Here is a 24,891-nt window from a genome sequence, read left to right on the forward strand (position 1 = left end):
AAGGTGCCCAAGGAGTACGGTGAGCCACCCTCAGCCTCCGTCCGGGTCGCAGGACCCGAACCAGCAGCCGCCGGAACCGCCGACCGAGGCGTTCTTCACCGCGCCGATGCAGCCGGTGTCCGGCAGCCCCTGGGCGAAGCCCGCCCCGGACGCGCAGCCCACCTCGGGCGCGCCGCAGCAGCCGATCTCCGGGGCCCCCGCCTCCGGGACGCCGCAGGCGCCCACCTCGGGCACGCCCTTCCCGGCACCGCCGACCGAGGCGTTCCCGCCCGCGCCGCCGACCGAGGCGATTCCACCGGCACCGCCGACCGAGGCGTTCCCGCCCGCGCCGCCGACCGAGGCGTTCCCGCCGGCACCGTCCACGGCGGCCTTCCCGCCGGCGCCGCCCACCTCGGGCGCGCCCTACCCGCCGCCGGGCGGCGGCCAGCCACAGTCGGGAGGGGACTACCCGCAGGCCGGCGGCTACCCACCGCCGAGCGGCCCGTACCCGCAGGCCGGCTCCTACCCGCCGCCGGGTGGCTCCTACCCGCCCGCCGGCGGCTCCTACCCGCCCGCCGGCGGCTCCTACCCGCCGCCGGGTGACTCGTACCCGCCCGCGGGTGGCGGCTACCCGCCGCCCGGCGGGGCGCAGCCGCCGTACCCGCCCACCTCGGGCGCGCCCTACCCGCCGCCCGGGCAGTACCCGCCGGGGGACGCGTACCCGGCCGGGCCGTACCCGCCGCCGGCGCAGCCGTTCGGGCCGCCGGCGAAGAAGTCGAACAAGAACGTCTGGCTCACCATCGGCATCGTGGCGGCGGTCCTGCTGCTGCTCTGCTGCGGCGGCGGCATCTTCGCCATCTACAGCGGGGCGAAGAAGACCCAGGAGGCCATCGACAACCTGCCCACGCCGGGCATCACCTACAGCGACCCGGTCGACGCCCCGACGACCGGTGCGCCGTCCGCCACGCCGCAGCCGGGCACCACCGACAACGAGACGTTCAACATGCCGGCCGGCGACAAGCTGATCATCAACGACGATGAGGGCACCATCGAGATCACGGTCGGCAACTTCCGCACCAAGGACGCCGCCTGCCGGGAGTTCATGCCCGGCCCGAAGAACGGCATGTTCCTGATCGCCGACGTGACCGCCGAGGTCACCAAGGGCATCGGCTCGATCAACCCGTTCTTCTTCACCTGGAAGGGCGCGGACGGCACCGAGGAGAGCGGCATCGGCGGCGCGTTCTCCGGCTGCGGCAAGCTGATGACCTCGGGCAACAACCTGCCGGCCGGCTCCAAGCGCAGCGGCCAGCTCATCTTCGACGTCAAGGACCGCAGCGGCGTCGTCGAGTACGAGCACCACCTGCGTACCGCCGGGTCCTGGAAGCCCTGACGCCCGCGCGACCCCGCACGAGGGGGCCGGTTCCGCCCGGGACCGGCCCCCTCGCCGTTCGGACGGTCCCGCCGCGCCGTTCGGGCCTTTCCATGTGCGCGCGCCGGCCGACGACCGGCAGGCTCGAACGATGGCGAACGAGACCACCATCCCCCTGCTGCCCTGCCGGCTCCTCGACGACGTGGCACCCTTCTACCAGGCTCTCGGCTTCGAGGTGACGCACCGGCAGGCCCGCCCCAACCCCTACCTGGCGCTCCGCCGGGAGGACCTGAACCTGCACTTCTTCGGCATGCCGGAGTTCGACCCGGCCGACTCGTACGGCAGTTGCCTGGTCGTGGTGGACGACCTGGTCGGCCTCCACCGCGCCTTCGCGGCGGGCCTGCGCGCCGCGTACGGGAAGGTGCTCGTCTCCGGGGTGCCCCGGATGACCCGGCCCCGGGCCCGGGGCAACGACCACGGGCACACCGGCTTCAGCATCGTCGACCCCGGCGGAAACTGGATCCGGTTCGTAGCCCGCACCAGGACGCCCGGTGCCGACGAGGACCCCACCGGGCTGGCCCGGGCGCTGCGGAACGCGGTGGTGCAGGCCGACTCACGGGGCAATCCCCGGCAGGCCGCGAAGATCCTCGACGGCGCGCTGGCCCGGCCGGACGCCGCCGACGATCCCGCCGTCCAGGTGGAGGCGCTGGTCTACCGCGCGGAGCTGGCACTGCTGCTCGACGAGCCGAAGGCGGCGCGGGACCTGCTGCGTCGGGCCGGCGCGGTGCCGCTGGGCGAGGAGCCACGCGAGCGGCTCGCCGACACCCTCCAGCACGCCGCCGACCTGTCCGCCGCGCTGCCGGCCGGCTGAATCCCGCCGCTCCCCCGAGGATCTTGGTACGACACGGCCCACGGAGGGGCCGAGAACTACCAAGATCTCGCGAGGGCGGCCGAACGGGTGGGCCTCTGCGGGACCGCCGGCCGTCGTGGCTCGGGCCGAACCGTCGCCTGTGCTCGGCGGGGCGGCGGCGGCTCTCATCGGTCGGTCCGAATACCGCCACCATCGTCATGGCTGGTTGCCGAACTGTCGCCACGGAGCGCTCCGGTCGACCGCTGGCAACTGTTGAGAACGCAAGCAGACTGGAGCGCGTGACGTATCCATCACCGGCTCCCGCCGGGTCGGCGCACCCCACGCCGCAACAGTCGAGGTGGCGTCGGCTCTCCGGCGGCGCGAAGGTCGCGGTCGTGTCCGCCGGCGTGCTGGTGCTCTGTTGCTGCGGCGGAGTGGCGATCGGCGCGGGCAGCGACTCCCCGGCCGCCCCCGGCAAGAAGGGCGCCGCTCCGGCCACGTCGGCGACGAGGACTGTCGAGGCTGCCGCGCCCGCGCCGGCGATCGTGGATCCGACCGCTTCGGCCCCGGCGCCGCCCGCGTCGCCGCCCGAGTCGAGCCGGAGCGCGTCCCCGCCACCCCAGGTTCAGATCAGAACCGTCTCCTCGACTACGAGGATCGCCTACCCCACCAGGACGGTGAAGGACGCCACCCTGGCGCGCGGGACGAAGAAGGTGCGCATCCGCGGCGTCGCGGGCGTTCGCACCCTCACCTATCAGGTGACGGTCACCGACGGGGTGCAGACCGCGAAAAAACTGATCCGCTCGGTGGTCACCAGGCAGCCCGTCGCACAGGTCGTGGCCGTCGGCACCAAGCAGACGCGCAGTTGCGATCCGAACTACAGCGGGGCCTGCGTACCGATCGCGAGCGACGTCGACTGCTCGGGCGGCAGCGGCAACGGTCCGGCGTACGTGGACGGTCCGGTCCGCGTCATCGGTAGCGACATCTACGACCTGGATCGGGACGGCGACGGAATCGGGTGCGACGACTGAGGGACCGGTGCCACCCACCCGGCGTTCGAGCACGTCGGTCGCGGACGGTGGTGCGTCCCGCGCACACCTATGCTGGGTCGATGGTTCTCGCGGACGTGACCGGCTCCTGGGTCGGCACCAACGGCTTCCGGTTGATGCCCGCCGACCCGCTCGTCGAGTCGCCCGCGACGCTGACCGTCGCGACCGCCGCCGGGGGTCATCTGACCACCGTGGCCTACTCCTGGGTGCATCCGGACGACGGCCCGCAGGACGGCCTGGTGCTGATCGCCGCGGGTGAGTCGCCGGGTTCGCTGGTGGCCTGGTGGGGCGACTCGTGGCACCAGCAGCCGACGACCATGTCGCTGACCGGCGCGGCGGACGACGCGAGCCCGGTCGAGCTGAGCGGCGAGTACGGCGGCGGTTGGGCCTGGCGGATCGTGTTCGAGACCGACGGGCCGGGCCGCCTGCGGATGCGAATGGACAACGTCGTTCCGGCCGACCAGGCCGAGCCCGACGCGCCCGCCGGCCCGTATCCGGTCATGGTCACCGACCTGCGCCCCGCCTGACCGCGCCCGGCAAGCCCCGCTGCCGGGAAGCCGCGCAGGTGTCAGCTCACCGTGCCGGTGACGGTGCCGCCCGACCGGGTGAGACGGTCAGCTTCGTGCCGCTCCGGAGGTGGGACGTCTGGGTGACCCGGTGGACGCGCCGGCGTCGGGGTGTAGGCGGGCGGACGGCCGGGTACCTCGCGCCCGACCCCTCACCCCCTGCTCAGGAGGCTCTCCATGACCGTCGTACTCGCCGTTGTCTGCAGCGACGGGGTGGTGATCGGCGCGGACTCCCAGATCACCGAGAGCGGCCGCGGTCTGAGCTTCCCCGCCCAGAAGTTGCACCCGCTGGGCTCCTGCGCGGCCTGGGGCGGCAGCGGCGCGCGGGGAGTACTCAACGACCTGCGCCCCCTCCTCCAGGACTCGGCCACCGCCATCCTCGAAGCACCGGACATCGGCGGCGAGTTGCAGGAGCGCGTCCTGCCCGTCTTCAAGAAGCACTACGAGAACTACATTCCGGACGTACCCGGCGAGGGCAGCGGCGGCGGGGTGTCGGCCTACCTGCTCGCGGCCGGCTACAGCCAGGGCGCACCGTGGATCGTGGAGATCAACCCCAACGGGCTCATCGGTCGCTACGAGGACGTCGGCTTCCACGCCATCGGCTCCGGTGCGCCCATGGCGCAGCAGGCCGGCGCGCTGCTGTCCCACTTTCGGATGACCACCCGCCCCGTCGAGTTCGGCGTGGTGGGCGTGGTGCGCGTGCTGGAGGCGCTGGAGCGGACCTCGCCGTCGGTCGGCGGTCCGTTCAGCGTCGCGTGCATCCGCGAGGAGGGTGCCCACCACCTCGACGAGAAGGAGATCACCAAGGCGCTGAAGGACGCCCAGCGCTGGCGCGACCTGGAAGAGGAAGCGCTCGATCGGCTGTTCGACTGACGCCGCACAGGTTCGAAGAAGGCCGTCTCCCAACCCGGGGAGACGGCCTTTGAACTGGGTGGAGCTGAGGGGATTTGAACCCCTGACCCCCTCGATGCGAACGAGGTGCGCTACCGGTCTGCGCCACAGCCCCTCCGCCGGCGGACCGGCGTTGATCCCACCCGGCTTTCACCGGGCGGGTCGGCGACAAGGCTAACAGGTCGGGCACCCGGCACGCGAACCGCCCCACCGCGCCCGACGGCGCCACCCCGGGGCGGTGGCGGGGCCCGCCGGGCTCGAACACCGCCACCTCGCCGGGCTGGAGTCGATCACGAGGGTCAGGCACCCCGGCCGGACTGGTAGGGGCGGCCGCGCAGGCCGCCGGCCCGGCGGTAGGAGACCGAGCCGCCGCTGGCGGCGGGCGGCAGGTCCGCCGGGCGGTCCAGGCCCATCGCGGTACGCCGGACCGCCTCCCGCTGGGCGGCCAGCCGGCGTTGCGCCTCCCGGCGGGCCGCCGCGCGCCGGGCCTGCTCGCGGCGCACCTCGGCCTGGCGGGCGGCCAGCCAGGCCGCCTCCCGGGCGTCCGCGCGCCGCCGCCGGCGCTCGGCCAGCGCCCGCTGCCGCAGGTGTACGACGTACGCGACGAGCAGCGCGCCGGTGACCGAGACGCTGATCCAGAACCCCGGGCCGACCAGCATCACGCCGCCCAACTCGACCAGGTTGAGCAGGAGCAGCGCGGCGAGCACCCGACGCCGGCGGTAGACCGCCGGGGTGTGCCGGCGTCGGCGCGGGTGCCGTCGGCGGGACTGCGCCGGGACCGCCGAAACGGGTCGGAGTCGGCCGGAGCGCCGCCGGACGGGCGGGGCGGAAACCGGTCGGGCAAGACCACCCGTGTCGGCGTCCTCACTCAAGGTGACGACAAGCGCCCGCGGTGGGTGCAGCGGGCGTCGTCCGGGCACGGTGCGGCGACGACGCTCGCGCTGGAGCACCCGCGCCGTCGACTGCGCCCGCTCCGCCACCAGCCGCTCGGTGGCGTCGTACCGGCGGACCAGCGCCGGAGCGAGGGCGAGCAGCCCGGCGGCGGCGAGGACGGCGAGGAGCACCGACGTCGGCACCCTCACCCCTCCCGTCACCAAGTTCGGGGCGAGCGCCGCACAGCCGCAACTTCTTCCGTCGACTCTCGTTAACGGCGCACATCATGCGGGCGGACAGCGCTTGCCACAGCTTGCAGTTACTTGAGGTTACGGGCCGCCGACCCGGTTCACCGTGCGCCGCGCCGGTCGGTCACCAGAGGAAGGGTCAGCGCCGGTTGTCACGTACGCGGTGCCAACGGGCCAGCAGCCCGCCCTCGGCGGCCACTTCCTCACCGGTCATCGCATATCCGATGTGGTCCCGCCAGGCACCGTCGATGTGCATGTACCGCACGTGGTAGGCCTCCTCGCGGAAGCCGAGCTTCTCCACCACCCGCCGGGACGGCACGTTCTCCGGCCGGATGTTCACCTCGATCCGGTGCAGGCCACCGGCGCCGAACGCGTGGTCCACGGCGAGCGCGACGGCGGTCGGGATCACGCCCTGCCCGGCCACCCGGGAGTCGACCCAGTAGCCGACGTACCCGGAGCAGAACGCGCGCCGCACGATGCTGCCCACGTTGAGGTGGCCGACCAACCGCTCCTGCCCCTCGGAGCGCAGGCAGACCGCGAACGGCATGCCGTCACCGGTGCGCGCGGACTTCCGCTGGTCGGCGTGGACCAGGCGGAACGCGGCCGGCGAGTTCGTCTCGTCCCAACCGCCCGGCACGTGCGACTCCCACGGGGCCAGCCACTCCCGGTTGGCCCGCCGGATCGTCGACCAGGCCACCGCGTCGGAACGCCGGTAGGGCCGCAGCACCACCGGGCCGTCCACCAGCACCGCCGGCCACCCCGGCGCCCGCCGGAACATCACCGGATCAACCTTCCGATCGCGCTCACCGGCGCCGGTCCAGCAGCAGAACATCCACGGTGGAGCCGGCCGCCGCGGTGGTGACCCGCTCGCCGAGCACCAGCAGGCCGTTCGCCTCGGCCAGGCCGGAGAGCGTGAACGGGCCGCCGGTCAACGGCTGCACGGTGTAGCCGCCGCCGCGCCGCTCGGCCACGTGTGCGGGGCGGAACTCGCGCAGCCCCACCGGGGACGAGACGGTCTCCAGCAGGTGCGCGCGCACGCTCGGCCGGAACACCGGCTCGGCCCCGGCCAGCAACTGGATGGCCGGGCGGGCCAGCACCTCGAAACCAATCAACGCCGCGCCGGGCTCACCAGGAAGACAGACCACCGGCACCTCCTCGGCGCCGACCGTACCGAACCCGAGCGCCGTTCCGGGATAGAGGGCCACCTCTGTGAAGGTGACCGGCCCGGCCCGGCCGCCGTCGCGCCGGGACAGGATCCGGCGGACCATGTCGCCCGGCCCGGTGCCGGTGCCGCCGGTCGTGATGATCAGGTCGGCCCGCAGCGTCTGGTCCTCCAGCAGGCCGCGCAGCGCCTCCGGGTCGTCGTCGCAGATCCCCACCCGGTAGGCGAGCGCGCCCGCCTCGGCCGCCGCCGCGGTCAACGCGTGCGAGTTGGTGTCCACCACCTGCCCGGGCTGGCTGCCCCGGCCCACGTCGACCAGCTCGTCGCCGGTGGCCACGATGACCACCCGGGGACTGGGTCGCACCACCACGTGCCCGATGCCGGTGGCGGCGAACACCGCCACCAGGGCCGGCGAGACGTACGCTCCGGCGCGGGCGAGCAGCGTGCCGGCGACCAACTCCTCCCCGGCGCGGCGCAGGCCGTACCCGCGCTTGGGGGCGCGGAAGATCTCGACGGCGGCCATGCCCTGGTCGGTCCACTCCACGGGGACCACCACGTCCGCGCCGATCGGCAGCGGCGCGCCCGCCGCCACCGAGAAGCACGCCCCGGGGGTGAGGCGGACCGGCCGCCAGCTCGCCGCGCCCAGGTCGCCGACCACGTTGAGCCGAATGCTGCGCCCGCCGGGCATACCGGAGGGGGCCGGGACGTAGCCCGGCCCCCGGCTCCCTCCGGAGATGTCCTCCCAACGCGCGGCGTACCCGTCCACCGCCGCCTGGTCGAAGGCGGGGAACGAGTGCGGGGCGACCACGTCCTCGGCGAGCACGTTGCCGTACGCCTGGGTCAGGTCGAGGTCGAGCGGAGGCAGCGCGCGTAACCTGCGCAGCACGCTGCCCAGGTAGTCGGCGAGCGGCGTCAACTCGTTCGCGGCCGCCTCGGCGTCGGCCGTCGCGGTCATGTATCGGCACCGCCGGACGCGTCGGTGTTGACGAACTCGGCCAGCCACTTGCGGAACTCGGCGCCGAGGTCCTCGCGCTCGGCGGCGATCTGGACCACGGTCTGGAGATAGCCGAGCGGCATGCCGGTGTCGTAGCGGGTGCCCCGGTAGACGATGGCGTGCACCGGCACGCCCTCGGTGCGCAGCAGCTCCATCGCGTCGGTGAGCTGGATCTCGCCGCCGCTGCCCGGCTCGGTGCGCCGGATCGCGTCGAAGATCCGCCCCGGGAGCACGTACCGGCCGAGGACGGCCAGGTTGCTGGGCGCCTCCTCCGGACTGGGCTTCTCCACCATCCCGGTGACCTTGACGACCTCGGCGATGTCGGCGTATTCCGACTCGGCCGGCTCGACCGAGGCGATGCCGTAGCGGCTGGTTTCGGCCGGGTCGACCTCGAAGAACGCGAGCACCACCCCACCGGTGCGGGCCTGCAGCTCCAGCATGGCCGGCAGCAGCGGCTCGGAGGGCTTGACGAACTCGTCGCCGAGCAGCACCGCGAAGGGCGCGTCGCCGACGTGCGACTCGGCGAACCCGACGGCGTGGCCCAGGCCGAGCTGCTCCGGCTGCCGGCAGGTGTAGATCGCGGCCAGCTCCTCGGTGCGCTTAACCGCGGCCAGCAGGTCGGGCTTCTTGGCGAGCCGTTCCTCCAGGTCGGGCCGGCGGTCGAAGTGGTCGACCATGGAGGTCTTGCCCCGCCCGGTGATCAGCAGCACGTCGGTGATGCCGGCCTGGGTGGCCTCCTCGACGATGTATTGCAGGACCGGCCGGTCGACGACCGGCAACAACTCCTTGGGGACCGCCTTCGTGGCCGGCAGGAACCGGGTGGCCAGGCCGGCGGCCGGGATGACGGCCTTGACCGCACGGGAGCGACCGGTCGCGGCGGTCGCTGAGGGGTTCGCTGAGTGCTCCGACATGCCGCGAGACTATCGGCCACGGCTCTGCCGCGGCGGGTGAGGACCGGAAGACGTGCCGCCCGACGGCTCCGCCGCGCCGGCCCTCGGCAGCCCGTCGGGCGGGGTGACCGTGGCCGCCACCACCGGAATCTCCTGGGTGGGCACCGGATCCCCGGCGGGCGCCAGCCGGTAGCCGTCCCGCCCGGCGGCCTTGGCCGCGTAGAGCGCGTCGTCGGCCGCGTCGAGCACCTGCTGACCGCCGCCGGCGTGGTCCGGGTAGACGGCGATGCCGATGGAGACGGTCACCGGCACCCGCAGCGGCTCGTCGCCGTGCCCGTCGACCGACACCGGCTGGTCGCGCACCACCGCGCCGATCCGCTCGGCGACGATGGTGGCGCCCCGGGCGTCGGTTTCCGGCAACAGCACCACGAACTCCTCGCCGCCGTGCCGGAACGCCAGGTCCACCTCGCGGATCACGCCGCGTACCCGGCGGGCGAACTCGACCAGCACGGCGTCCCCGGCGGCGTGCCCCCAGGTGTCGTTGACGTGCTTGAACCGGTCCAGGTCGAGGGCGAGCACGCTGAGCATCCGGCCGAACCGGTTCGCCCGCTCCACCTCCCGCCGGATCGACTCGCGCAGGTAGCGGTAGTTCCACAGCCCGGTCAGCGGATCGGTGAGGGAGAGCCGCTGCGCCTCCTCGTGCACCCGGACGTTCTCCACCGCCACCGCCGCGTGCCCGGCGAACGTCCGCAGCATGACCAGGTCGTCGTCGTCGAACTCGTCCCCGCCGAGCCGGTCGTAGAGCGCCAGCACGCCGAGCGCGGCGCTGGGTGGGGCGGCCGGGTCGCCGTCGGCCGGCGGGTGGCCGGGCCGCTCCGGGCCGCGCGGGTCGGGGGCGGCGAACGGCACCGCCACATACGTCTCGCAGGTCGGCTCCCCGGTCGGCGCCTCCGGCGGGGCCCACCGGCCGCGCAGTGGCTCCCCGGTGGCCGCCACCGCGCCCACCACCCCGGTGCCGACCGGCACCCGCAGCGTCGCCGGGTCGGCCGGGTCCTCGGTCGGCCAGCGCCCGGTCAACCCCTCCACGCACTGGCCGACCAGCACGCCGTGGCCGTCGAGCAGCAGCACCGCCCCGGCCCGCGCGCCGGTCCCGGCGACCGCGCTGTCCAGGATCACCCGCAGGATGCGTTGCAGGTCGTGCGTGCTGGCCAGGGTGTCGCCGAGCACCACGAGGTGGTTGCGGAGCTGGTCCCGACTGCTGGTCAACGCCGCCACGTAGCTGCCGGTCTCCCGGGTCATCCGGTTGAACGCGCCGGCCAGCCGGCCGATCTCGTCCCGGCTGCGCACCGGCACCCGCGCGGTCAGGTCACCGTGCGCCACCCGGTCCACCGCGCCGGCCAACTCGACCAGCGGGCGGGTGGTGACCCTCGCCAGCCGCCAGGCGGCCAGCACGGCCAGCAGCGCGGCGAGCACCACCGCGGCGACGAGCGCGCCGTACAGGCCGGGCGGGCGCTGCTCCGGCACCGAGAGCACCAGCGGCAGCGGCTGCCCGAGGGACGGTCCGACCCGGCGCACGTACCGGCCGTCGCCGGCGCCGGTCACCCGGTCCCCGGCGACCCGGCGGGCGGCGGCCAGCACCGCCGCGCGTACCTCCTGGTCCTCGGTCGTGTGGGCGATCCGCCCGGGGGCGCCGAGGAGGGTGACCCCGACGCCCGTCACGGCCGCGAGCCGCGCCACGAAGGCCGGGTCGACGGGCTGCGCGGCGGCCACCGCGCCGAGGTCGGCGCCGGCCTGGTCGCGGAGCCGGACCTGGACGGCGAGCGCGCCAACCGGGCCGGTCGGCGCACCGGCGCAGTCCTGCCAGGGGCCGGGCGGCCCGCCGGCGGTGGCGTAGCTGGTCCGGCCGGTCGGGTCGGCGATCACCACCGCGGCGGCCAGCCCGCGGCCGACCACCTGGTCGGCGGCGCGCGACCGGGCCGCCGGGTCCGCGACCAGCGCGACCGCGTCGGCCGCCGCGCGCAGTTGCTGGCAGAGGGCGTCGACCGAGGTACGCACGCCGGCCGCGGCCAGCCCCAGCCGTTCGGTGGCGCGGCTACGGTCCACGGCGCTCAACGTGGTGCCGACGAAAAAGGCGCCGAGCAGCACGGGGCCGAGCACCACCACGAGGAAGGCCACCGTCAACCGCCCGCGTAGCGTCAAGCCTTCCCCCCGGAAGTTCCGCGCCCCTTGGTGCGATGCTGACACAGAGCGACCGGTAGACAAGCGTTGCGTCAGGAGTGTTGCGTGCCGGATTTTTCGGATGAGGTGCACGAGGCGAAGCGGGAACTGCGCGGCACGCTGCTCGCCGCCCGCCGGTCGCTGTCCGCGACCCGCCGCGCCGAGGCCGCCGCGTCCGTGCAGGCCGAGCTGACGTCCCTGGTACGCCGGCTGCGGCCGGCCCGGATGACCGCGTACGTGCCGGTCGCCTCGGAGCCCGGTGGGCCCGACCTGCCGGAGGTGCTGCGCGCCGCGCTGCCCGACGACGCCGAACTGCTGCTGCCGGTGCTCGCCGACGACCTGGACCTGGACTGGGCCGCCCACACCGACCGGGAGTCGCTGCGGGCCGCCGGGCGGGGGCTGCGCGAGCCGACCGGCCCGCCGTGGGGCCGGGCGGCCGTGGCCGGGGCGGACCTGGTGGTGGTGCCGGCGCTGGCGGTGGACCGCCGGGGCGTCCGGCTGGGCCGGGGCGGCGGCTCGTACGACCGGGCGCTGGCCCGGGTGCCCGCGACCGTGCCGACGGTGGCGCTGCTGCACGACGGCGAACTGGTTCCGGCCGTTCCCGCCGACCCGCACGACCGGCCGGTGCACTGCGTGATCACGCCCGGGGACGGACTGGTCGCGGTGCCGGGTGTGGGACCGGGCGCTTCCGCTGGACGAATCCGGGTGCGATGACGCACCATTGGCACTCGAAGACCACGAGTGCCAGACCGGCCGTGCCGAGATCCGGAGGAGAACGTGCCCACGTACCAGTACGCCTGCACCACGTGCGGCCACCAGCTCGAGGCGGTGCAGTCCTTCTCGGACCAGCCGCTGACCGAGTGCCCCGCGTGTGAGGGGCGGCTGCGCAAGCTCTTCAACTCGGTCGGCATCGTGTTCAAGGGCTCCGGCTTCTACCGCACGGACTCCCGTTCGTCCGGTTCCGACAACGCCGCCGGCACCACGAACAAGCCGGCCAAGTCCGAGTCGTCGACCTCGTCGTCCTCATCCGACTCCTCGTCGTCCGGGTCGTCCTCGTCGTCCGGTTCGTCCTCGGGCTCGTCGGGGTCCGGTTCGGGCTCGACCGCGGGCAAGGCCTCGGCCGCCAGCTCCTCCTGATTCCGCACTCTCCGAGAAGTGGCCGCCCCGGTTCGGGGCGGCCACTTCTCGCGTTTCGCGCCCGGGTGCAAGGCGGGGCCCCCGGTTAACGCATTCGGTAGAGGCGGGGGCCCCTGTTAACACCTACCTCGTGGGCGAGCGGGCTGGCGGCCTGAGCGCACCCGGAGACAGCCGCCCGGCCCGGGCCCGCTGCTGAGCGGGACGGGGCCGCTCGCCGTCCACAGGGTGGCGGGTTATCCACAGGCCGAGTGGGCGGGGCGGCGCGGAGCGGCGGAACGCGCCTAGCCTGCTGACGGACCGAGCCGGGCCGGGAACGGGCGGGCCGGGCCGGGAACGGGCGGGCCGGGCCGGGAACGGGCGGGCCGGGCCGGGAACGGGCGGGCCGGGCCGGGAACGGGCGGGCCGATCGACGGTCGGGTGGCGGGACAGGCGGGAGGCCGGCGGTGGCGGATGCGGAGTCGACATTGCGACCGGTGCGCTGGCGCGGGCTGCCCCGACGCCGCGCGCTGATTCGGGTGACCCTGGTCGCGGTGCTGCTGGGGCTGGCCGCGGCGGTGCTGCAGACCCCGGCCGGCTGCCCACCCGGGCCGACCCCGGCCGACGCTCCCCCGACGCCCGACCCGGCGCGCACCACCGGGTCGCCGACGCTGCCCGCCGGCGCGGTGGGGGTGCCGATCCGGCTGGCCGAACCGGCCGCCCTCGCCGTGCTGCGCCCGGGCGCCCGGGTCGATTTGCTGGTGGTGCCGGCCGGCGGCTCGACCGACCCGAGCCTGCTCGCCCCGCGGGCGCTGGTGCTCGACGTGGTGGGTGCCACCGGGGCGGTCGACGGTTCCTCGGCGCTCTACCTCGCGCTCCCACCGGAGCAGGCCCGGCGCGCCGTCGGCCTGCCCGAGGGCAGCCGCTTCGCCGTGGTGGTGCGGGGCTGACCTCGACCGCGGCCACTCACTCCCAGTGTGGTGGGCGCTCGGCGAGCAGCCAGTCGTCACTGCCGCCGGGGCGCTCGCCCCAGCCACGGTCGGTGTCGTCGGTGGTCTGCTCGGGGAGCACCACGAAGTCTTCGCTGAGGTCGACCACGCGGTCGTCGTCGCCGCGCGGGACCCGGATGCCGGGTTCGGTCACGAGCAGCAACGATACCGCCGCCGGACGCCCACCTCGACCCTCCGACCGTCCGAGGTCCGCCGCGCCCTCGCCGCGCCGCGCCGCGCCGGCCGAGCATGATGCCGTCGGTGGATCGACGCTCGCCGCGTCGGGCGGCCGTCCGGCCGAGGCGTTGGTAGCGTCGGTCGGCGTGACGACGCCGAGCGGTGGCACCTCCGACGACGAGACCTGGCGACGCCCCGAGCAGACGGCCGCGGCGGACGGGGCACCGGCCCGGCACCGGCCGGCCGCCGATCGGACGGACGGCGCCGGTCCAGCCTTCGCGGGCACCGCCGGGGAAGCGAAGCCGGCCCCCGGAGGCGGCCGCGCCGACGCCGAGCGCCCGGCGGGAGCGAGCCCGACCGTTCCGGAGCCCGCCGAAACGAATGACCCGCCCGGCACGGACACCGGCACCACCCAGGGCCGGCCGCTCGACGCGGCAAGCCCGCGGTCGCGTGCGGGTGCCTCGGAGAGCCCGTGGGCCCGGCCGGACCCGGCCGCACCGGGCGGAGGCTGGACCGCGACCGGCGGTGAGTGGCCCTCGCCGGCCGGTCACACCGGCCGCCCGGCGCCGGACGGGTACGCCGGACCGCCGCCCAACACCCCGCCGCCGCCCGGCTGGCGGCCACCGGTGCACGTGCAGGTGCCACCGCCCCGCCGGCTGCCGCCGCAGGACATGGCCGCCATGGACCGTTCCGAGCAGCGCGCCCAGCAGCTCACCTACGGCATCGGGGCGGTCGTCGGCGTCGTGCTGCTGCTGCTGACGTGCCTGCTCTGCTCGCGGATCCTGTTCTGAGCGACAGCGGCTTCCGAGCGGGCGTCAGACGACGCCGTCCCAGACCGTCTGGGCCCCGCTGTCGCCGGTCAGGTAGACGTAGACCAGCGCGAACACGGCGAGCACGACCGCCACGGCGGTGAGCGCGATCGGCACCCACCGGGGCAGGTCGCGGAGGCGGGCGTAGCCCTTGGTGCTCAGCACCAGCAGGAGCGCGACGACGGCCAGGCCGATCGTGAACCAGAGCAGCGTCTCGCCGTACTCGGAGTGCTCGTGGATCTTCCGGAGCCCCTCGGCCGGGTAGCCGCGTGACTCCAGCACCTCCTCCAGTTCCTCGCCGGACTCCGTCGCCACCCAGGCGAGGATCGGGGTGATCACGGCGAGCGCCAGCACCGCCCAGTCCAGCCGGGGCCGCCAGCGGGGCAGCACCCCGTACGCGACGGTGAGCAGCGCCAGCAGCGGCACCAGCACCACCACGGCGTGAATGACCAGAACGTGGCCTGGGAGACCATTGACTTCCCTGAACACCGACACCTCCGGCGAGTGGACGGATTCGGGCGCGGTCAGCGTACGACGCGGCGTGGTCGCACACCGAGGTCCACGCGGTGCGAACCGTTCCGGTTCATCCGGCGTGGCACTCTTGACCGGTGGACACCGACGACATCGGCCTGTTCGGTCCGGGTTCGGTCACGTGGAAGGTGCACGAGGAACCGGTCCTGATCGTCGCCGGCCTGCGCTCGCTCTACCTGCAGGCGCTGCACCCGCGCGCGATGGCCGGGGTGGCGCAGAACAGCAACTACCGCTCCGACGCCTGGGGCCGGCTGGTCCGCACGGCCACCTACGTGGCGACGACGATCTACGGCACCACCGCCGAGGCGGAGGCGGCCGGCCGGCGCCTGCGCGGGCTGCACGCCCGGATGCGCGCCACCGATCCGGCGACCGGCGAGGAGTTCCGCGTCGACGAGCCGGACCTGCTGCGTTGGGTGCACGTCACCGAGGTCGAGTCGTTCGTGAGCACCGCGCGGCGGGCCGGGCTGACGCTGACCGACGACGAGGTGGACGGCTACTACACCGAGCAGCGCCGGGCGGCCGCCCTGGTCGGGCTGGACCCGGCGGACGTGCCGGGCACCGCCGCCGAGGTCGAGGCCTACTACCGGGACGTACGCCCGGAGCTGCGGATGACCCGGGAGGCGGCCGAGACCGCGCTGTTCCTGACCGCGCCGCCGATCCCGTGGAAGCTCAGCCCGCCGGTGAAGCTGGGCCTGAATGTCGGCCCGCCGCGCTGGGCGTATCTCGGGGTGGCCGGCACCGCGCTGGGGTTGCTGCCGCGGTGGGCGTTGCGGCTCTACGGCGGGCTGGGCCTGCCGACCACCGCGCTCTCGGCGGAGGTGGGCGTGCGGGCGTTGCGGCTCGCCCTGGCGGCGGTGCCGCGGCGCTACCGGGAGGGGCCGTTGCAGCAGGCCGCCAAGGAGCGCGCGGCCCGGCTCACGGCCGCCTGAGGCGACTCAGTCGGCGTCGGCGAAGCGTTCGACGGCCGACCACGGGTCCTTGCCCGGGGCCTGCGCGCCGGCCGGGCAGGTGCGCCGGTAGTCGCACCAGCCGCAGCGCGGGCCCGGCTCGGTGGGGAACTCCTCGTCGGGGTCGGCGCCGCCGGCCACGGCCCGCTCGGCGGTCATGATGTCGCGGGCGGTCTCCTCGGCTCGGGTGAGCTGCCGGTGCAGCGACTCCGGCGTGTGCTCGTGCGCGGCGACGGTGCCGGTGGGCAGGTGGTGCAGTTCGACCCGGCGGCACGGCCGGCGGAACACCCGCTCCGCCGCGTACGCGTAGAGCGCGAGCGCCTGCGAGCCGCGGGCGTCGTCGGCGTCGAGCCCGGTGCGGCCGGTCTTGTAGTCGACGATGACCAGCTCGGGCCGGCCGTCCGGGTCGGGGCGGGAGTCGATCCGGTCGGTGCGGCCGTTGAACGCCAGCACGGCGGTCTTGACGGCGACCACCCGCTCCACGCCGATCGGCTCGTCGGCCGGGTCGAGGCCCGCCACGTAGGACTCCAGCCAGCCCAGTGCCCGCCGGAAGGCGTCGCGTTCCTGCTCGTCGTCGCGGTAGCCCTCGCGGACCCAGACGCCCTTGAGCAGGGTGCCGAGCGTCTCGGGCCGGCGACGGTCGGGGGCCAGCGCATACCAGTTCTTCAGAGCGGTGTGGACGCTGGCGCCGAGTGAGTTGTGCGCCCACGGCGGCCCCTTCGGCGGGGCGGGCCGGTCCACGTAGGCGTAGCGGTAGCGCCGGGGGCAGTCGGCGTAGGCACCGAGCTTGCTGGGGGTGCAGACGAACAGCCGCTCGGGCATGCCCTCGAAGCCGAGCTGCTCGGCCTGCTCGGCACGGGGCCGGGGCGCCCGGCCACCGGTGGGTCGTCCGGTCGGTGAAGGTCGTCGCACACCGCAGATCCTGCCACCCGGCTGTGACACCGGCCGGACGGCTCAGGCGTTGTTGAGGTATTCGGTGACGAACGCCGCGATCGCGTCGGCGATGAGCTGCACCGCGATGGCGGCCAGCAGCAGGCCGGCGATCCGGGTCAGCACCTCGATGCCGCCCGGGCGGAGCACCTTGACGATCCCGCCGGAGAAGCGCAGCACCACCCAGACCGCGACCATCACCGCGACGATGGCCAGCGCGATGGCCACATAGTCGGTGACGCCGCCGGCCTGCTGCACGAACAGCATGGTGGCGACGATCGCGCCGGGGCCGGCCAGCAGCGGGGTGCCCAGCGGCACCAGCGCGATGTTCGAGGTGACCTGCTGGCTCGGGTCGTCGGCCTTGCCGGTCAGCAGTTCCAGCGCGACGAGCACCAGCAGCAGGCCGCCGGCGGCCTGCAACGCGGGCAGGTCGACGTGCAGGTAGGCCAGGATCTTCTGCCCGGCCACCGCGAAGATCACGATGACCCCGAGCGCCAGCGCCACGGCCTGCCAGGCGGCCCGGTTCCGGTCGCGGGCGGGCAGCGGCCCGGTGAGCGCGAGGAAGATGGGCATCATTCCGGGCGGGTCGACGATCACCAGCAGGGTCACGAAGACCTCGCCGAAGAGCTTGAGATCCACGCGGACACGGTAGCGGTGCGACCGGAACGCTTCAGCTCGAAGCGACCGGGGTCACCCCCCGGGCCAGCGCGACGATCCGCTCGTACGCCTCGGGGCTCGTGGTGTGCGCGCCGAGCCGGACGGTCTTGTGCGTGCCGTGGAAGTCCGACGATCCGGTGACCAGGAGGCCCAACTCGGCGGCGAGGCGGCGGACGTGCTCCCGCTCGGCCGGGCTGTGGTCCTCGTGGTCGGCCTCCAGGCCGGCCAGGCCGGCCGCCGCCAGGTCGACGATCAGCTCGTCCGGCACGATCCGGCCGCGCCGGCTGGCCCGCGGATGGGCGAAGACGGGCACCCCGCCGGCCGAGCGCACCAGCGCGACCGCGCGGAACACGTCGATGTCGTCCTTGGGCAGCCGGTAGCGCTCCCCCAACCAGTCCGGCCCGAACGCCTCGGTGGTGGTGGCGACCAGGCCGGCCCGGATCAGCGCCTGCGCGATGTGTGGCCGGCCGACCGTGCCGCCGGCCGCGCCGGCCAGGATCTCCGTCCAGCTCACCGGAGCGCCGTCGGCCTGGAGCAGCCGGACGATCCGCTCGCCGCGCTCCTCGCGGGCCAGCCGGACCCGGGCCAGCTCCGCGACCAGTTCCGGCGACTCCGGGTCGAAGAGGTACGCCAGCAGGTGCAGCGGGATCGCCGGTTCGGCGCCGAACCAGCGGCAGGAGAGTTCGGCGCCCCGGATCAGGGTGAGGCCGGGCGGCAGCGCGGCGACCGCGGCGGCCCAGCCCGCGGTGGTGTCGTGGTCGGTGAGCGCCACCACGTCGAGCCCCGCTCCGGCGGCGGCCGCGACCAGCTCGGCCGGGCCCAGCGTGCCGTCGCTGGCGGTGGAGTGGGTGTGCAGGTCGACGCGGGCGGGAACGCTCACCCGCCCGACGCTACGCCCCGTCCGGCACGACCGGGGTGTCGGCCACCACCACGGGCCGTTGCCCCGGCGACACCCCGTCGAGCGTCGACGGGGTGGGCCGCTCACCGGCCAGCACCCGATCGGGCGTGACCCGGACCAGGCCGCCGGCGGCGTCCGCGTGCAGGGCAGCGCCGGTGCGGGTCCAGGCCGGCGTGCCGGCCAGCAGCGGACCGGCCGGGTGGGCCGTCGGGGTGCCGGCCAGGTCGACGAGCACGGCGGTGCCGGCGGCGCCGTTCGCGAGCAGCCAACGGCCGTCCGGCGAGACCGCGCCGAGCCCGTCGGCGGACAGCCTCGGACCACAGCCGGTGCGCGCCGGGGTGAGGTCACGAGCCGGGTCGAGCAGCGCCAGGCAGGGCTGCCGCGACGGCCCGGTGGCGACCAGGCCGACCACCAGCCCGTCCGGGCGGTTGCCGTAGACACCGCGCACGTCCGGGTTCACCGTGCCGGGCACCCCGCCCAACGCGCGCCGCCAGACGCTCATGCCGCCGCGGTCGGGTTGGCTGACCAGCACGTCGTCGCCGGTGAAGCCGACCGGCACGACGCCGGTCGGCGCGGTCACCCGGCTGGGCGCGATGAGCTGGCCGGCGACCACCCCGGCGGCGACCAGGTCCGAGCCGTCCCGCCAGGCCACCTGGCGGCCGTCCGGGGAGACCGCGACGGCGTCCGCGGCGGCGAGCATCACCTGCGGCGCGCCGCCCGCGGCGGACACCCACCAGAGGGTACGACCGGCGGCGGTGGCCGCCGAGGTGAGCAGCCAGCCCTCCCGGTCGTGGATGCGCTGCGCCCGTTCGACGCGGCCCACCCCGGTCAGGTCCCGTCGTTCGCCGCCGCTGGTGTCCAGCAGGTCGCCGACGAGCAGGTCGAGTTCGGCGCGGACCGGGCCCGCCCGGTAGACCCGGGCGGACGCGGTGGGCAGCGGGGACGCGGAGGACCCGTGCGGGTCGCCGAGCACCACGGTCGGCGTGCCACCGCGCCCGCCCGGCTCGCCGAGCTGCGCCATCCCGGTGGTGACCAGCACCGTCGCCAGGCCGGCCAGGGCCAGACCGGTGAGCGCCCGGCGACGCCCGCTGCGACGGGCCCGCCGCAGCACGTCCCCCGCCGGGTCGGCGCGGAGCGGGCCGGGCCGGTCGACGCGGCGGGCGAAGGTCTCCCGCAGCGCCCGTTCCAGCTCGTCCTCGCCCACGCGGAATGGACGCTCCGGGCCGCGCGTCCGGTTGTCATCGGTGGGTCGGATGCCGCTCATCGGGTCTCCGCCGGAATTCCGACGGCCGGACGGACCGGGGCCGGCGTGGGCAGTGGGGTGGCCGGGCGGGACGCCGGGGCCGCGGGCCGGCGCGCGGTCTGGCCGGCGGGCACGGGCTGCCGTACGAGCGCCGGACGACCGGTGGGCGTGGGCCGGGCAGGCGCGGTGGCCGGGGCGGGGCGGCCGGCCGGGGTGGTCGACGTCGCCTCGGGCTCCGACCCGGCCGGCAGGCCCAACGCGGCCTCCGAGCCGAGCCGGCGGCGCAGGGTGTTCAACGCCCGGGAGGTCTGGCTCTTGACCGTGCCCGGGGAGATCTCCAGCAGGGCGGCGGTCTGCGCCTCCGACATGTCCTCGTAGAAGCGGAGCACCAGGACGGCGCGCTGCCGGGCGGGCAGCGCCCGCAGGTGCCGCCAGAGCGCGTCCCGGTCGAGCTGGTGCTCGATCTCGTCGACGCCGGCCCGTTCCGGAAGCACCTCGGTCGGCCGCTCACCGTGCCAGCGGCGACGCCACCAACTGGTCGACGTGTTGACCAGGACCCGGCGGGCGTACGGCTCGATGGCGTCGATCCCGCCGAGCCGTTTCCAGGCCAGGTAGGTCTTGGTGAGCGCGGTCTGGAGCAGGTCCTCCGCGGTGGCCCAGTCACCGGCCAACAGGTAGGCGGTGCGCAGCAGGGCGCCGGACCGGGCCGCGACGAACTCGCGGAACTCCTCCTCCAGCGGATCCCTGCTCGCCACGCTCACCTCCGCGCCCCGTCCTGCCTGGCAGGTTCCCACGGCCGAGCGGGTCGGGTCGACGGCGAAAGGTGCGCAGTCCTTCCGATGTTCGGACGAAAAGTTTCAGGCGCCGTCGTCGGCCTTGGCCTCGTCGGCCTCCTTGCCCAACCGCGCCTCCACGGCCTGCGGCTCGTACATCTCCTCCACCACGCGCAGGTAGAGCTCGTTCGGGTTGGGCAGGTTCTTGACCTCGCGCAGGGCCTGCTCCTGGCCCGCCGACTCCAGCACGAACGTGCCGTAGTTGAGGGCGCGGCCGGTCGGGGTCTGCTCGTATTTCATGTCGGTCACCCGGACCAGCGGCATCATCGCGACGCGACGGGTGATGATGCCGTTGACCACCATCACCCGCTTGTTGGTGAGGATGAAGCGGTCGTACCACCAGTCGGCGACCCGCCAGGCGACCCAGCCCATCACGGCGAACCAGAGCAGCACCGCGACGGTGGTCAGGGCGCCGACGTCCCGCCCCGCGAGGAAGCCGGAGAGGTAGCCGAGCACGAACGTGGCCGCGATGCCGACGATGATCGGCGTGGTGAGGTGGATCCAGTGCCGCTTCCACTCGCCCCGGTAGCGCTCGGTGGGGAAGAGGTAGCGGGCGACGAGCGAGCTGGGCTCGTCTTCCAGGGGCAGCACGCGGCGTGGGGCCATGCCGGACGCGTCGACCCGGAGACCGGCCAGCTCCTCCTCGGAGATCGGCTGCTCCGGGTAGCCCTCGGGGTCGCGCGCCCAGGCCCGGCCGGAGCGACCCTCACCCGCGTAGCCGGGACCGTCGCCGAACGCGGCGTCGTCCGACAGGGAGGGCCCGGCCCCGTAGCCGGGGCCGGAGCCGTAGCCGGGACCGTCGTCCGGGTCGATCCGCGGGATCGGCTCGGTGTCGCGCTCCCGGCGTGCCCGGTCGGGATCGTCCGGGTCGAAGGGGGGACCGGAAGGGCTGCCCATCGGTGGCTAGGCGACGAGGTTGGTGAAGAAGTCGCCGAAGCCCTGCGCGATGTCCATGATGCCGCCACCGAGAGACTTGAACACGTCGGCGGCCGAGTTCGGCCGGTAGGCGACGAAGAAGATCAAGAATGCGATGCCGACCCAGGTGAGGACCTTCTTGACCATAGCGGGCCATCCTCTCGCGGAGCCGGGTCCGTTTACCGCAGCGGCACCCAGAGTATCAGCATGGTGTCTTACCGTGAATATCTGCGTCCGGTCCCCGACTCGTCGGTGCCGGCCGGTCAGGCCCGCCCGTGCAGGTACGGGGATGGTGCGCCGTACACGAGCTCGGGCGGCGTCCACTCGGTGAGGTCGTGCAACACGACTTCTTCCGCGAGGAGGTGACCCGCGCTCGCCGGCCAGGCTATCGCATGGAGCCACATTCCCCGAGCCTCGCCGGCGTACGCGCTTCGATCCGTTTCGGACCGCACGAGCCACAGTGGAGCCGGATGACCGTCCACCCGGATCTTCGCGTGCGGCACACGCTCGGGGTGACCAGGGCCGGGATCGGTCAGCGCCTCCTCGATCTGGGGGCCGGGATCGGGGCCGGGCAGTCCCGCGAAGCGGGAACCCAGGCCGACGCCGGGCTCCTCGGCGACGAAGATCAGGTCGGCCGGCCCACCGTCGAGGGGCGCCGGACCGGCACAGGCGACCGCCGTGGCGCGGATCCCGACCCGGTCGTCACCCGCCCACGCCACACCGGTCAGCGTCCACCCCGGCGGGAGCGGCCACGGGCACCACAGCGGCATGCCGGGCCGGTCGGTCGGCCGGGGCTCGGCGGCCACCCGCTCGACCACGCTCGCCATGATCTCGGCGCCGACGTGCTCCGGCACGTGCAGGGGCACGACCGGGCCGCAGCGCAGGCACCGGTACTCGCCGTGCATCAGGTCCGGCTCGCGCACCGGGCCCGCGCACCTCGGACAACTCACCGCGACTGTCACGCATTCACCGTCGCCCCGGGCCGGCGAGGCGTCAAGCGGGCCGGGCCGACGAAGATGGGATTTCCACCCGGCGAGAAGACCGCCGAGCGTCAGTCAGGCGGCGGACCGGCGTACGACCGGATCCAGGCGTGCATGGCGATGCCGCTGGCCACCCCCGCGTTTATCGACCGGGTCGAGCCGTACTGGGCGATCGAGAAGAGCGCGTCGCAGGCGGACCGGGCGACCGGGGAGAGCCCGGGCCCCTCCTGCCCGAAGAGCAGCACGCAGCGGCGCGGCAGGACGCCGGTCTCCAGCGGGCGGCAGCCGGGCAGGTTGTCGATCCCGACCACCGGCAGTCGCTCACCGGCCGCCCAGGAGACGAACTCCTCGATCGTCGGATGGTGCCGGACGTGCTGGTAGCGGTCGGTCACCATGGCGCCCCGACGGTTCCACCGCCGGCGCCCGACGATGTGCACCTCGGCGGCGAGGAAGGCGTTGGCGTTGCGGACCACCGTGCCGATGTTGAAGTCGTGCTGCCAGTTCTCGATCGCCACGTGGAAGTCGTGCCGGCGCCGGTCCAGGTCGGCCACCACGGCCTCCCGCCGCCAGTAGCGGTAGCGGTCCACCACGTTGCGCCGGTCCCCGACGGCGAGCAGTTCCGGATCGAGGCGCGGGTCGTCCGGCGGGTCGCCGGGCCACGGCCCCACCCCCACGTCGAGCTGGTCGTCGGTCACGGTCTGCAGAGGGTACGGGCCGGTCGGGCGCTCCGTCAGCGCAGGTCGAGCGCGCCGCCGAGCCGCTCCAGGAAGCGCCGGTCGGCCGGGCCGGGCGAGGTCTGGCCGGCGTGACACACCCGGGCCGCCACCGATTCCACCCACTGCCGGTACGCGGCCGAGTCGGCCGGATCGGCCCGCCGCCGCAGCACCCGCACCGCGGCCCGGGCGGCGGCCAGCAGGTCCACCAGGTCGGTGAGGCGAGCGCCGCGCTCGGCCGCGCCGTCGTGGCGGGCGTAGATGGCGGTGACCACCGCGCGGACCAGGTCGCTGTCGAAGGCCCGGCCGGCGGCCACCGCGTCCAGGCCGGCCAGCCCGGCGGAGACGTCCCGGTGCGGGCGCCCCGGGCCGGGCGAGGCGGCGGCGACGAGAACCCGGCCGGGCAGGTCGGTCAGCAGGTCCCACTCCGCCGCGGTGTACGCGGCGGCGGTGGTGGGCGGTGCGGCGCGGCGACCGGCAGAGGACGGTTCTCCGGCGACGGAGTGGCTCATGGGCACCTCCAGCCAGAGCATATGCCCCGCGCACGGTCGCGGGCCCCGTCCCCGCCGAACGACGACGGGACCCACGTGGCGGCCGTGCGGGTCAGCGCGGCTCGGGGAAGCTCGGACGCTCCGGGTCGACGCCGTCCGGCGCGGCGGCGGCCGCGTACTCCCGCTTCGGGACCATGACCTTGCGCCGGAAGACGCAGACCATCGTGCCGTCCTGGTTGTAGCCCCGGGTCTCCACCGCCACCACGCCGCGATCGGGCTTCGAGGCCGACTCGCGCTTGTCGAGCACCGTCGTCTCGCCGTAGATCGTGTCGCCGTGGAAGGTCGGGGCGACGTGCCGCAACGACTCGATCTCCAGGTTGGCGATGGCCTTGCCGCTGACGTCGGGCACCGACATGCCCAGCAGCAGCGAGTAGACGTAGTTGCCGACCACCACGTTGCGCTTGAACTGGGAGGCGGACTCCGCGTAGTGGGCGTCCAGGTGCAGCGGGTGGTGGTTCATGGTGAGCAGGCAGAAGAGGTGGTCGTCGTACTCGGTGACCGTCTTGCCCGGCCAGTGCCGGTAGACCGCGCCGACCTCGAACTCCTCGTAGTAGCGGCCGAACTGCATCCTGGTCCCTTCGACGGGCGGCGATGGAGTTCGGCACAGCATGCCTTACCGCTGGTTAAGGCCGGGGCCGGGGCGCTCGCGCGGCGGAAATGTCACACCGGGCGCCACCCGGGGGGAGACGCAATGAGCGGCGGGGCCCTCCCCGGCACCCGCCGCCCACGCTCTGATGCAGAGGATTCTGCCGTACGGGGAGCGTCGACCAACAGAGATGGACGTCACATTTATCTTTTCGTAACACTACTCACCGTTACAGGAGCCCCCCTCCCAAGCGATCTCCGCAGGCCGGATACCCCCTCGTCAGAGCGCAAGTTACCGATTCGTAGCGAGAACTCAGCGTGATCTCCTTGGAAACGCTCCCATCACGTCCCGTCACGCAAATGCGTCCTGCACTTGCGATCCGCACGACCGCCAGGGACAGATGGAGTTCGATGTGCCGAAGATCACCTCCAGCCGGTCCGGTGTTTCGCCGCGCAGGTCACGGGAATTCCCCTGGACCGAGCGTGGTTCCACCGGACGTACGGCAATCCGCGGTGATCGGAGAGAGCAATGTCAACGGTTGAGCTGACCACGGCCAACTTCGACGAGGTGACCGGGCGCGACGGCATCGTCCTGCTCGACTTCTGGGCCGACTGGTGCGGCCCGTGCAAGCGCTTCGCCCCCGTCTACGAGCGCTCCTCGGAGAAGCACCCGGAGATCGCCTTCGGCAAGGTCGACACCGAGGCGCAGCAGGAGCTGGCGGCCAAGTTCAACATCAGCTCCATCCCGACCGTGATGGCGATCCGCGACGGCGTCATCGTGTACGCCCAGCCCGGCGCGCTTCCCGAGTCGGCGCTGGAGAACCTCATCGAGCAGGTGCAGCAGCTCGACATGGAGGACGTCCGTAAGAAGCTCGCCGAGCACAAGCACTGAGCACACGTTCCCGCCGCCGGTCGGCCCCCACCACGGGGCC

Annotated in this window: 29 protein-coding genes and 1 tRNA gene; 11 read left to right on the forward strand and 19 right to left on the reverse strand. The window is 74.4% G+C overall.

Going from position 1 to position 24,891, the window contains the following annotated elements; translation table 11 throughout:
* The first annotated feature begins 19 nt into the window (after positions 1-19).
* The 5 genes from O7618_RS21260 to O7618_RS21280 all read left to right on the forward strand — a co-directional run bounded on the left by O7618_RS21260 (position 20) and on the right by O7618_RS21280 (position 4,686).
* Positions 20-1,369 (forward strand): hypothetical protein, encoded by a 1,350-nt coding sequence (locus O7618_RS21260; RefSeq protein ID WP_278107884.1) that lies wholly within the window; start codon positions 20-22, stop codon positions 1,367-1,369.
* Positions 1,370-1,499: 130 nt separating this feature from the next.
* Positions 1,500-2,219 carry a VOC family protein gene (locus tag O7618_RS21265; RefSeq protein WP_278107885.1) on the forward strand — a complete coding sequence of 240 codons (720 nt, stop codon included), beginning with the start codon at positions 1,500-1,502 and terminating at the stop codon, positions 2,217-2,219.
* 278 nt (positions 2,220-2,497) lie between these two features.
* Complete coding sequence (locus tag O7618_RS21270; RefSeq protein ID WP_278107886.1) at positions 2,498-3,229, forward strand: G5 domain-containing protein; 732 nt, start codon at positions 2,498-2,500, stop codon at positions 3,227-3,229.
* Positions 3,230-3,309: 80 nt separating this feature from the next.
* A complete protein-coding gene (locus O7618_RS21275; protein ID WP_278107888.1) occupies positions 3,310-3,774 on the forward strand; it encodes a hypothetical protein in 465 nt (154 codons plus the stop codon).
* Positions 3,775-3,990: 216 nt separating this feature from the next.
* Positions 3,991-4,686 carry a proteasome protein gene (locus O7618_RS21280; RefSeq protein ID WP_278107889.1) on the forward strand — a complete coding sequence of 232 codons (696 nt, stop codon included), beginning with the start codon at positions 3,991-3,993 and terminating at the stop codon, positions 4,684-4,686.
* 59 nt (positions 4,687-4,745) lie between these two features.
* Here O7618_RS21280 and O7618_RS21285 read toward each other — a convergent pair.
* The 6 genes from O7618_RS21285 to O7618_RS21310 all read right to left on the reverse strand — a co-directional run bounded on the left by O7618_RS21285 (position 4,746) and on the right by O7618_RS21310 (position 11,070).
* Positions 4,746-4,819, reverse strand: a tRNA-Ala gene (locus tag O7618_RS21285).
* A 184-nt stretch (positions 4,820-5,003) separates the two neighbouring features.
* Positions 5,004-5,786: a hypothetical protein gene (locus tag O7618_RS21290; RefSeq protein WP_278107890.1), complete on the reverse strand. Its 783-nt coding sequence runs from the start codon at positions 5,784-5,786 to the stop codon at positions 5,004-5,006.
* A 178-nt stretch (positions 5,787-5,964) separates the two neighbouring features.
* Positions 5,965-6,603, reverse strand: coding sequence for a GNAT family protein (locus O7618_RS21295; RefSeq protein ID WP_278110103.1), 639 nt, complete (start codon positions 6,601-6,603; stop codon positions 5,965-5,967).
* Between the two features lie 25 nt (positions 6,604-6,628).
* Complete coding sequence (gene glp, locus O7618_RS21300; RefSeq protein ID WP_278107891.1) at positions 6,629-7,942, reverse strand: gephyrin-like molybdotransferase Glp; 1,314 nt, start codon at positions 7,940-7,942, stop codon at positions 6,629-6,631.
* Positions 7,939-8,892, reverse strand: coding sequence for a UTP--glucose-1-phosphate uridylyltransferase (locus O7618_RS21305; protein WP_278107892.1), 954 nt, complete (start codon positions 8,890-8,892; stop codon positions 7,939-7,941). Before O7618_RS21305 ends, glp begins: the two co-directional genes overlap by 4 nt.
* Before the next feature lie 9 nt (positions 8,893-8,901).
* The gene (locus O7618_RS21310) at positions 8,902-11,070 is read right to left on the reverse strand and encodes a diguanylate cyclase (protein WP_278107893.1); all 2,169 of its coding nucleotides are present in this window, start codon (positions 11,068-11,070) and stop codon (positions 8,902-8,904) included.
* Positions 11,071-11,154: 84 nt separating this feature from the next.
* Between O7618_RS21310 and O7618_RS21315 the strand changes: the two genes are divergently transcribed.
* From O7618_RS21315 to O7618_RS21325, 3 genes are all read left to right on the forward strand, one after another.
* Positions 11,155-11,802, forward strand: coding sequence for a 5-formyltetrahydrofolate cyclo-ligase (locus O7618_RS21315; RefSeq protein WP_278107895.1), 648 nt, complete (start codon positions 11,155-11,157; stop codon positions 11,800-11,802).
* A 63-nt stretch (positions 11,803-11,865) separates the two neighbouring features.
* Positions 11,866-12,225 carry an FmdB family zinc ribbon protein gene (locus O7618_RS21320; protein WP_278107896.1) on the forward strand — a complete coding sequence of 120 codons (360 nt, stop codon included), beginning with the start codon at positions 11,866-11,868 and terminating at the stop codon, positions 12,223-12,225.
* Positions 12,226-12,668: 443 nt separating this feature from the next.
* Positions 12,669-13,151, forward strand: a complete 483-nt coding sequence (locus O7618_RS21325; protein WP_278107897.1) for a flagellar biosynthesis protein FlgA — start codon at positions 12,669-12,671, stop codon at positions 13,149-13,151.
* 16 nt (positions 13,152-13,167) lie between these two features.
* On the opposite strand, the gene O7618_RS21330 is transcribed toward O7618_RS21325, so the two are convergent.
* Positions 13,168-13,350, reverse strand: a complete 183-nt coding sequence (locus O7618_RS21330; RefSeq protein WP_278110104.1) for a hypothetical protein — start codon at positions 13,348-13,350, stop codon at positions 13,168-13,170.
* Between the two features lie 163 nt (positions 13,351-13,513).
* Here O7618_RS21330 and O7618_RS21335 point away from each other — a divergent pair, with 163 nt between their 5' ends.
* On the forward strand, positions 13,514-14,158 hold the full coding sequence (locus tag O7618_RS21335; RefSeq protein WP_278107898.1) for a hypothetical protein: 645 nt from the start codon (positions 13,514-13,516) through the stop codon (positions 14,156-14,158).
* A 24-nt stretch (positions 14,159-14,182) separates the two neighbouring features.
* Here the strand turns inward: O7618_RS21335 and O7618_RS21340 are convergent, their stop codons facing one another.
* Entirely contained in the window at positions 14,183-14,665 is a 483-nt protein-coding gene (locus O7618_RS21340; RefSeq protein ID WP_278107899.1) for a DUF2231 domain-containing protein, read from the reverse strand.
* A 119-nt stretch (positions 14,666-14,784) separates the two neighbouring features.
* On the opposite strand from O7618_RS21340, the gene O7618_RS21345 reads away from it, so the two are divergent.
* A complete protein-coding gene (locus O7618_RS21345) occupies positions 14,785-15,636 on the forward strand; it encodes an oxygenase MpaB family protein (RefSeq protein WP_278107900.1) in 852 nt (283 codons plus the stop codon).
* 6 nt (positions 15,637-15,642) lie between these two features.
* On the opposite strand, the gene O7618_RS21350 is transcribed toward O7618_RS21345, so the two are convergent.
* The 11 genes from O7618_RS21350 to O7618_RS21400 all read right to left on the reverse strand — a co-directional run bounded on the left by O7618_RS21350 (position 15,643) and on the right by O7618_RS21400 (position 23,942).
* Positions 15,643-16,476, reverse strand: a complete 834-nt coding sequence (locus O7618_RS21350) for a PD-(D/E)XK nuclease family protein (protein ID WP_278110105.1) — start codon at positions 16,474-16,476, stop codon at positions 15,643-15,645.
* Between the two features lie 132 nt (positions 16,477-16,608).
* Entirely contained in the window at positions 16,609-17,223 is a 615-nt protein-coding gene (locus O7618_RS21355; protein ID WP_278107901.1) for a MarC family protein, read from the reverse strand.
* A 31-nt stretch (positions 17,224-17,254) separates the two neighbouring features.
* Complete coding sequence (locus tag O7618_RS21360; RefSeq protein WP_278107902.1) at positions 17,255-18,121, reverse strand: PHP domain-containing protein; 867 nt, start codon at positions 18,119-18,121, stop codon at positions 17,255-17,257.
* Between the two features lie 10 nt (positions 18,122-18,131).
* Complete coding sequence (locus tag O7618_RS21365; protein WP_278107903.1) at positions 18,132-19,403, reverse strand: hypothetical protein; 1,272 nt, start codon at positions 19,401-19,403, stop codon at positions 18,132-18,134.
* Positions 19,400-20,137: a SigE family RNA polymerase sigma factor gene (locus tag O7618_RS21370; RefSeq protein WP_278107904.1), complete on the reverse strand. Its 738-nt coding sequence runs from the start codon at positions 20,135-20,137 to the stop codon at positions 19,400-19,402. The genes O7618_RS21365 and O7618_RS21370 overlap by 4 nt, the downstream gene beginning before the upstream one ends.
* Before the next feature lie 102 nt (positions 20,138-20,239).
* Complete coding sequence (locus O7618_RS21375) at positions 20,240-21,112, reverse strand: PH domain-containing protein (RefSeq protein ID WP_278107905.1); 873 nt, start codon at positions 21,110-21,112, stop codon at positions 20,240-20,242.
* 6 nt (positions 21,113-21,118) lie between these two features.
* Positions 21,119-21,277 carry a hypothetical protein gene (locus tag O7618_RS21380; RefSeq protein WP_278107906.1) on the reverse strand — a complete coding sequence of 53 codons (159 nt, stop codon included), beginning with the start codon at positions 21,275-21,277 and terminating at the stop codon, positions 21,119-21,121.
* Positions 21,278-21,393: 116 nt separating this feature from the next.
* Positions 21,394-22,092, reverse strand: coding sequence for a TFIIB-type zinc ribbon-containing protein (locus O7618_RS21385; protein ID WP_347405389.1), 699 nt, complete (start codon positions 22,090-22,092; stop codon positions 21,394-21,396).
* A gap of 89 nt (positions 22,093-22,181) precedes the next feature.
* Entirely contained in the window at positions 22,182-22,805 is a 624-nt protein-coding gene (locus tag O7618_RS21390) for an RNA methyltransferase (protein ID WP_278107907.1), read from the reverse strand.
* A 35-nt stretch (positions 22,806-22,840) separates the two neighbouring features.
* On the reverse strand, positions 22,841-23,335 hold the full coding sequence (locus O7618_RS21395) for a hypothetical protein (protein ID WP_278107908.1): 495 nt from the start codon (positions 23,333-23,335) through the stop codon (positions 22,841-22,843).
* A gap of 91 nt (positions 23,336-23,426) precedes the next feature.
* Positions 23,427-23,942: a MaoC family dehydratase gene (locus O7618_RS21400; RefSeq protein ID WP_278107909.1), complete on the reverse strand. Its 516-nt coding sequence runs from the start codon at positions 23,940-23,942 to the stop codon at positions 23,427-23,429.
* Between the two features lie 546 nt (positions 23,943-24,488).
* Between O7618_RS21400 and trxA the strand changes: the two genes are divergently transcribed.
* Positions 24,489-24,851, forward strand: coding sequence for a thioredoxin (gene trxA, locus O7618_RS21405; protein ID WP_278107910.1), 363 nt, complete (start codon positions 24,489-24,491; stop codon positions 24,849-24,851).
* Positions 24,852-24,891: the final 40 nt, after the last annotated feature.

It is taken from the genome of Micromonospora sp. WMMD980, assembly GCF_029626035.1.
Taxonomy (GTDB): Bacteria; Actinomycetota; Actinomycetes; order Mycobacteriales; family Micromonosporaceae; genus Micromonospora.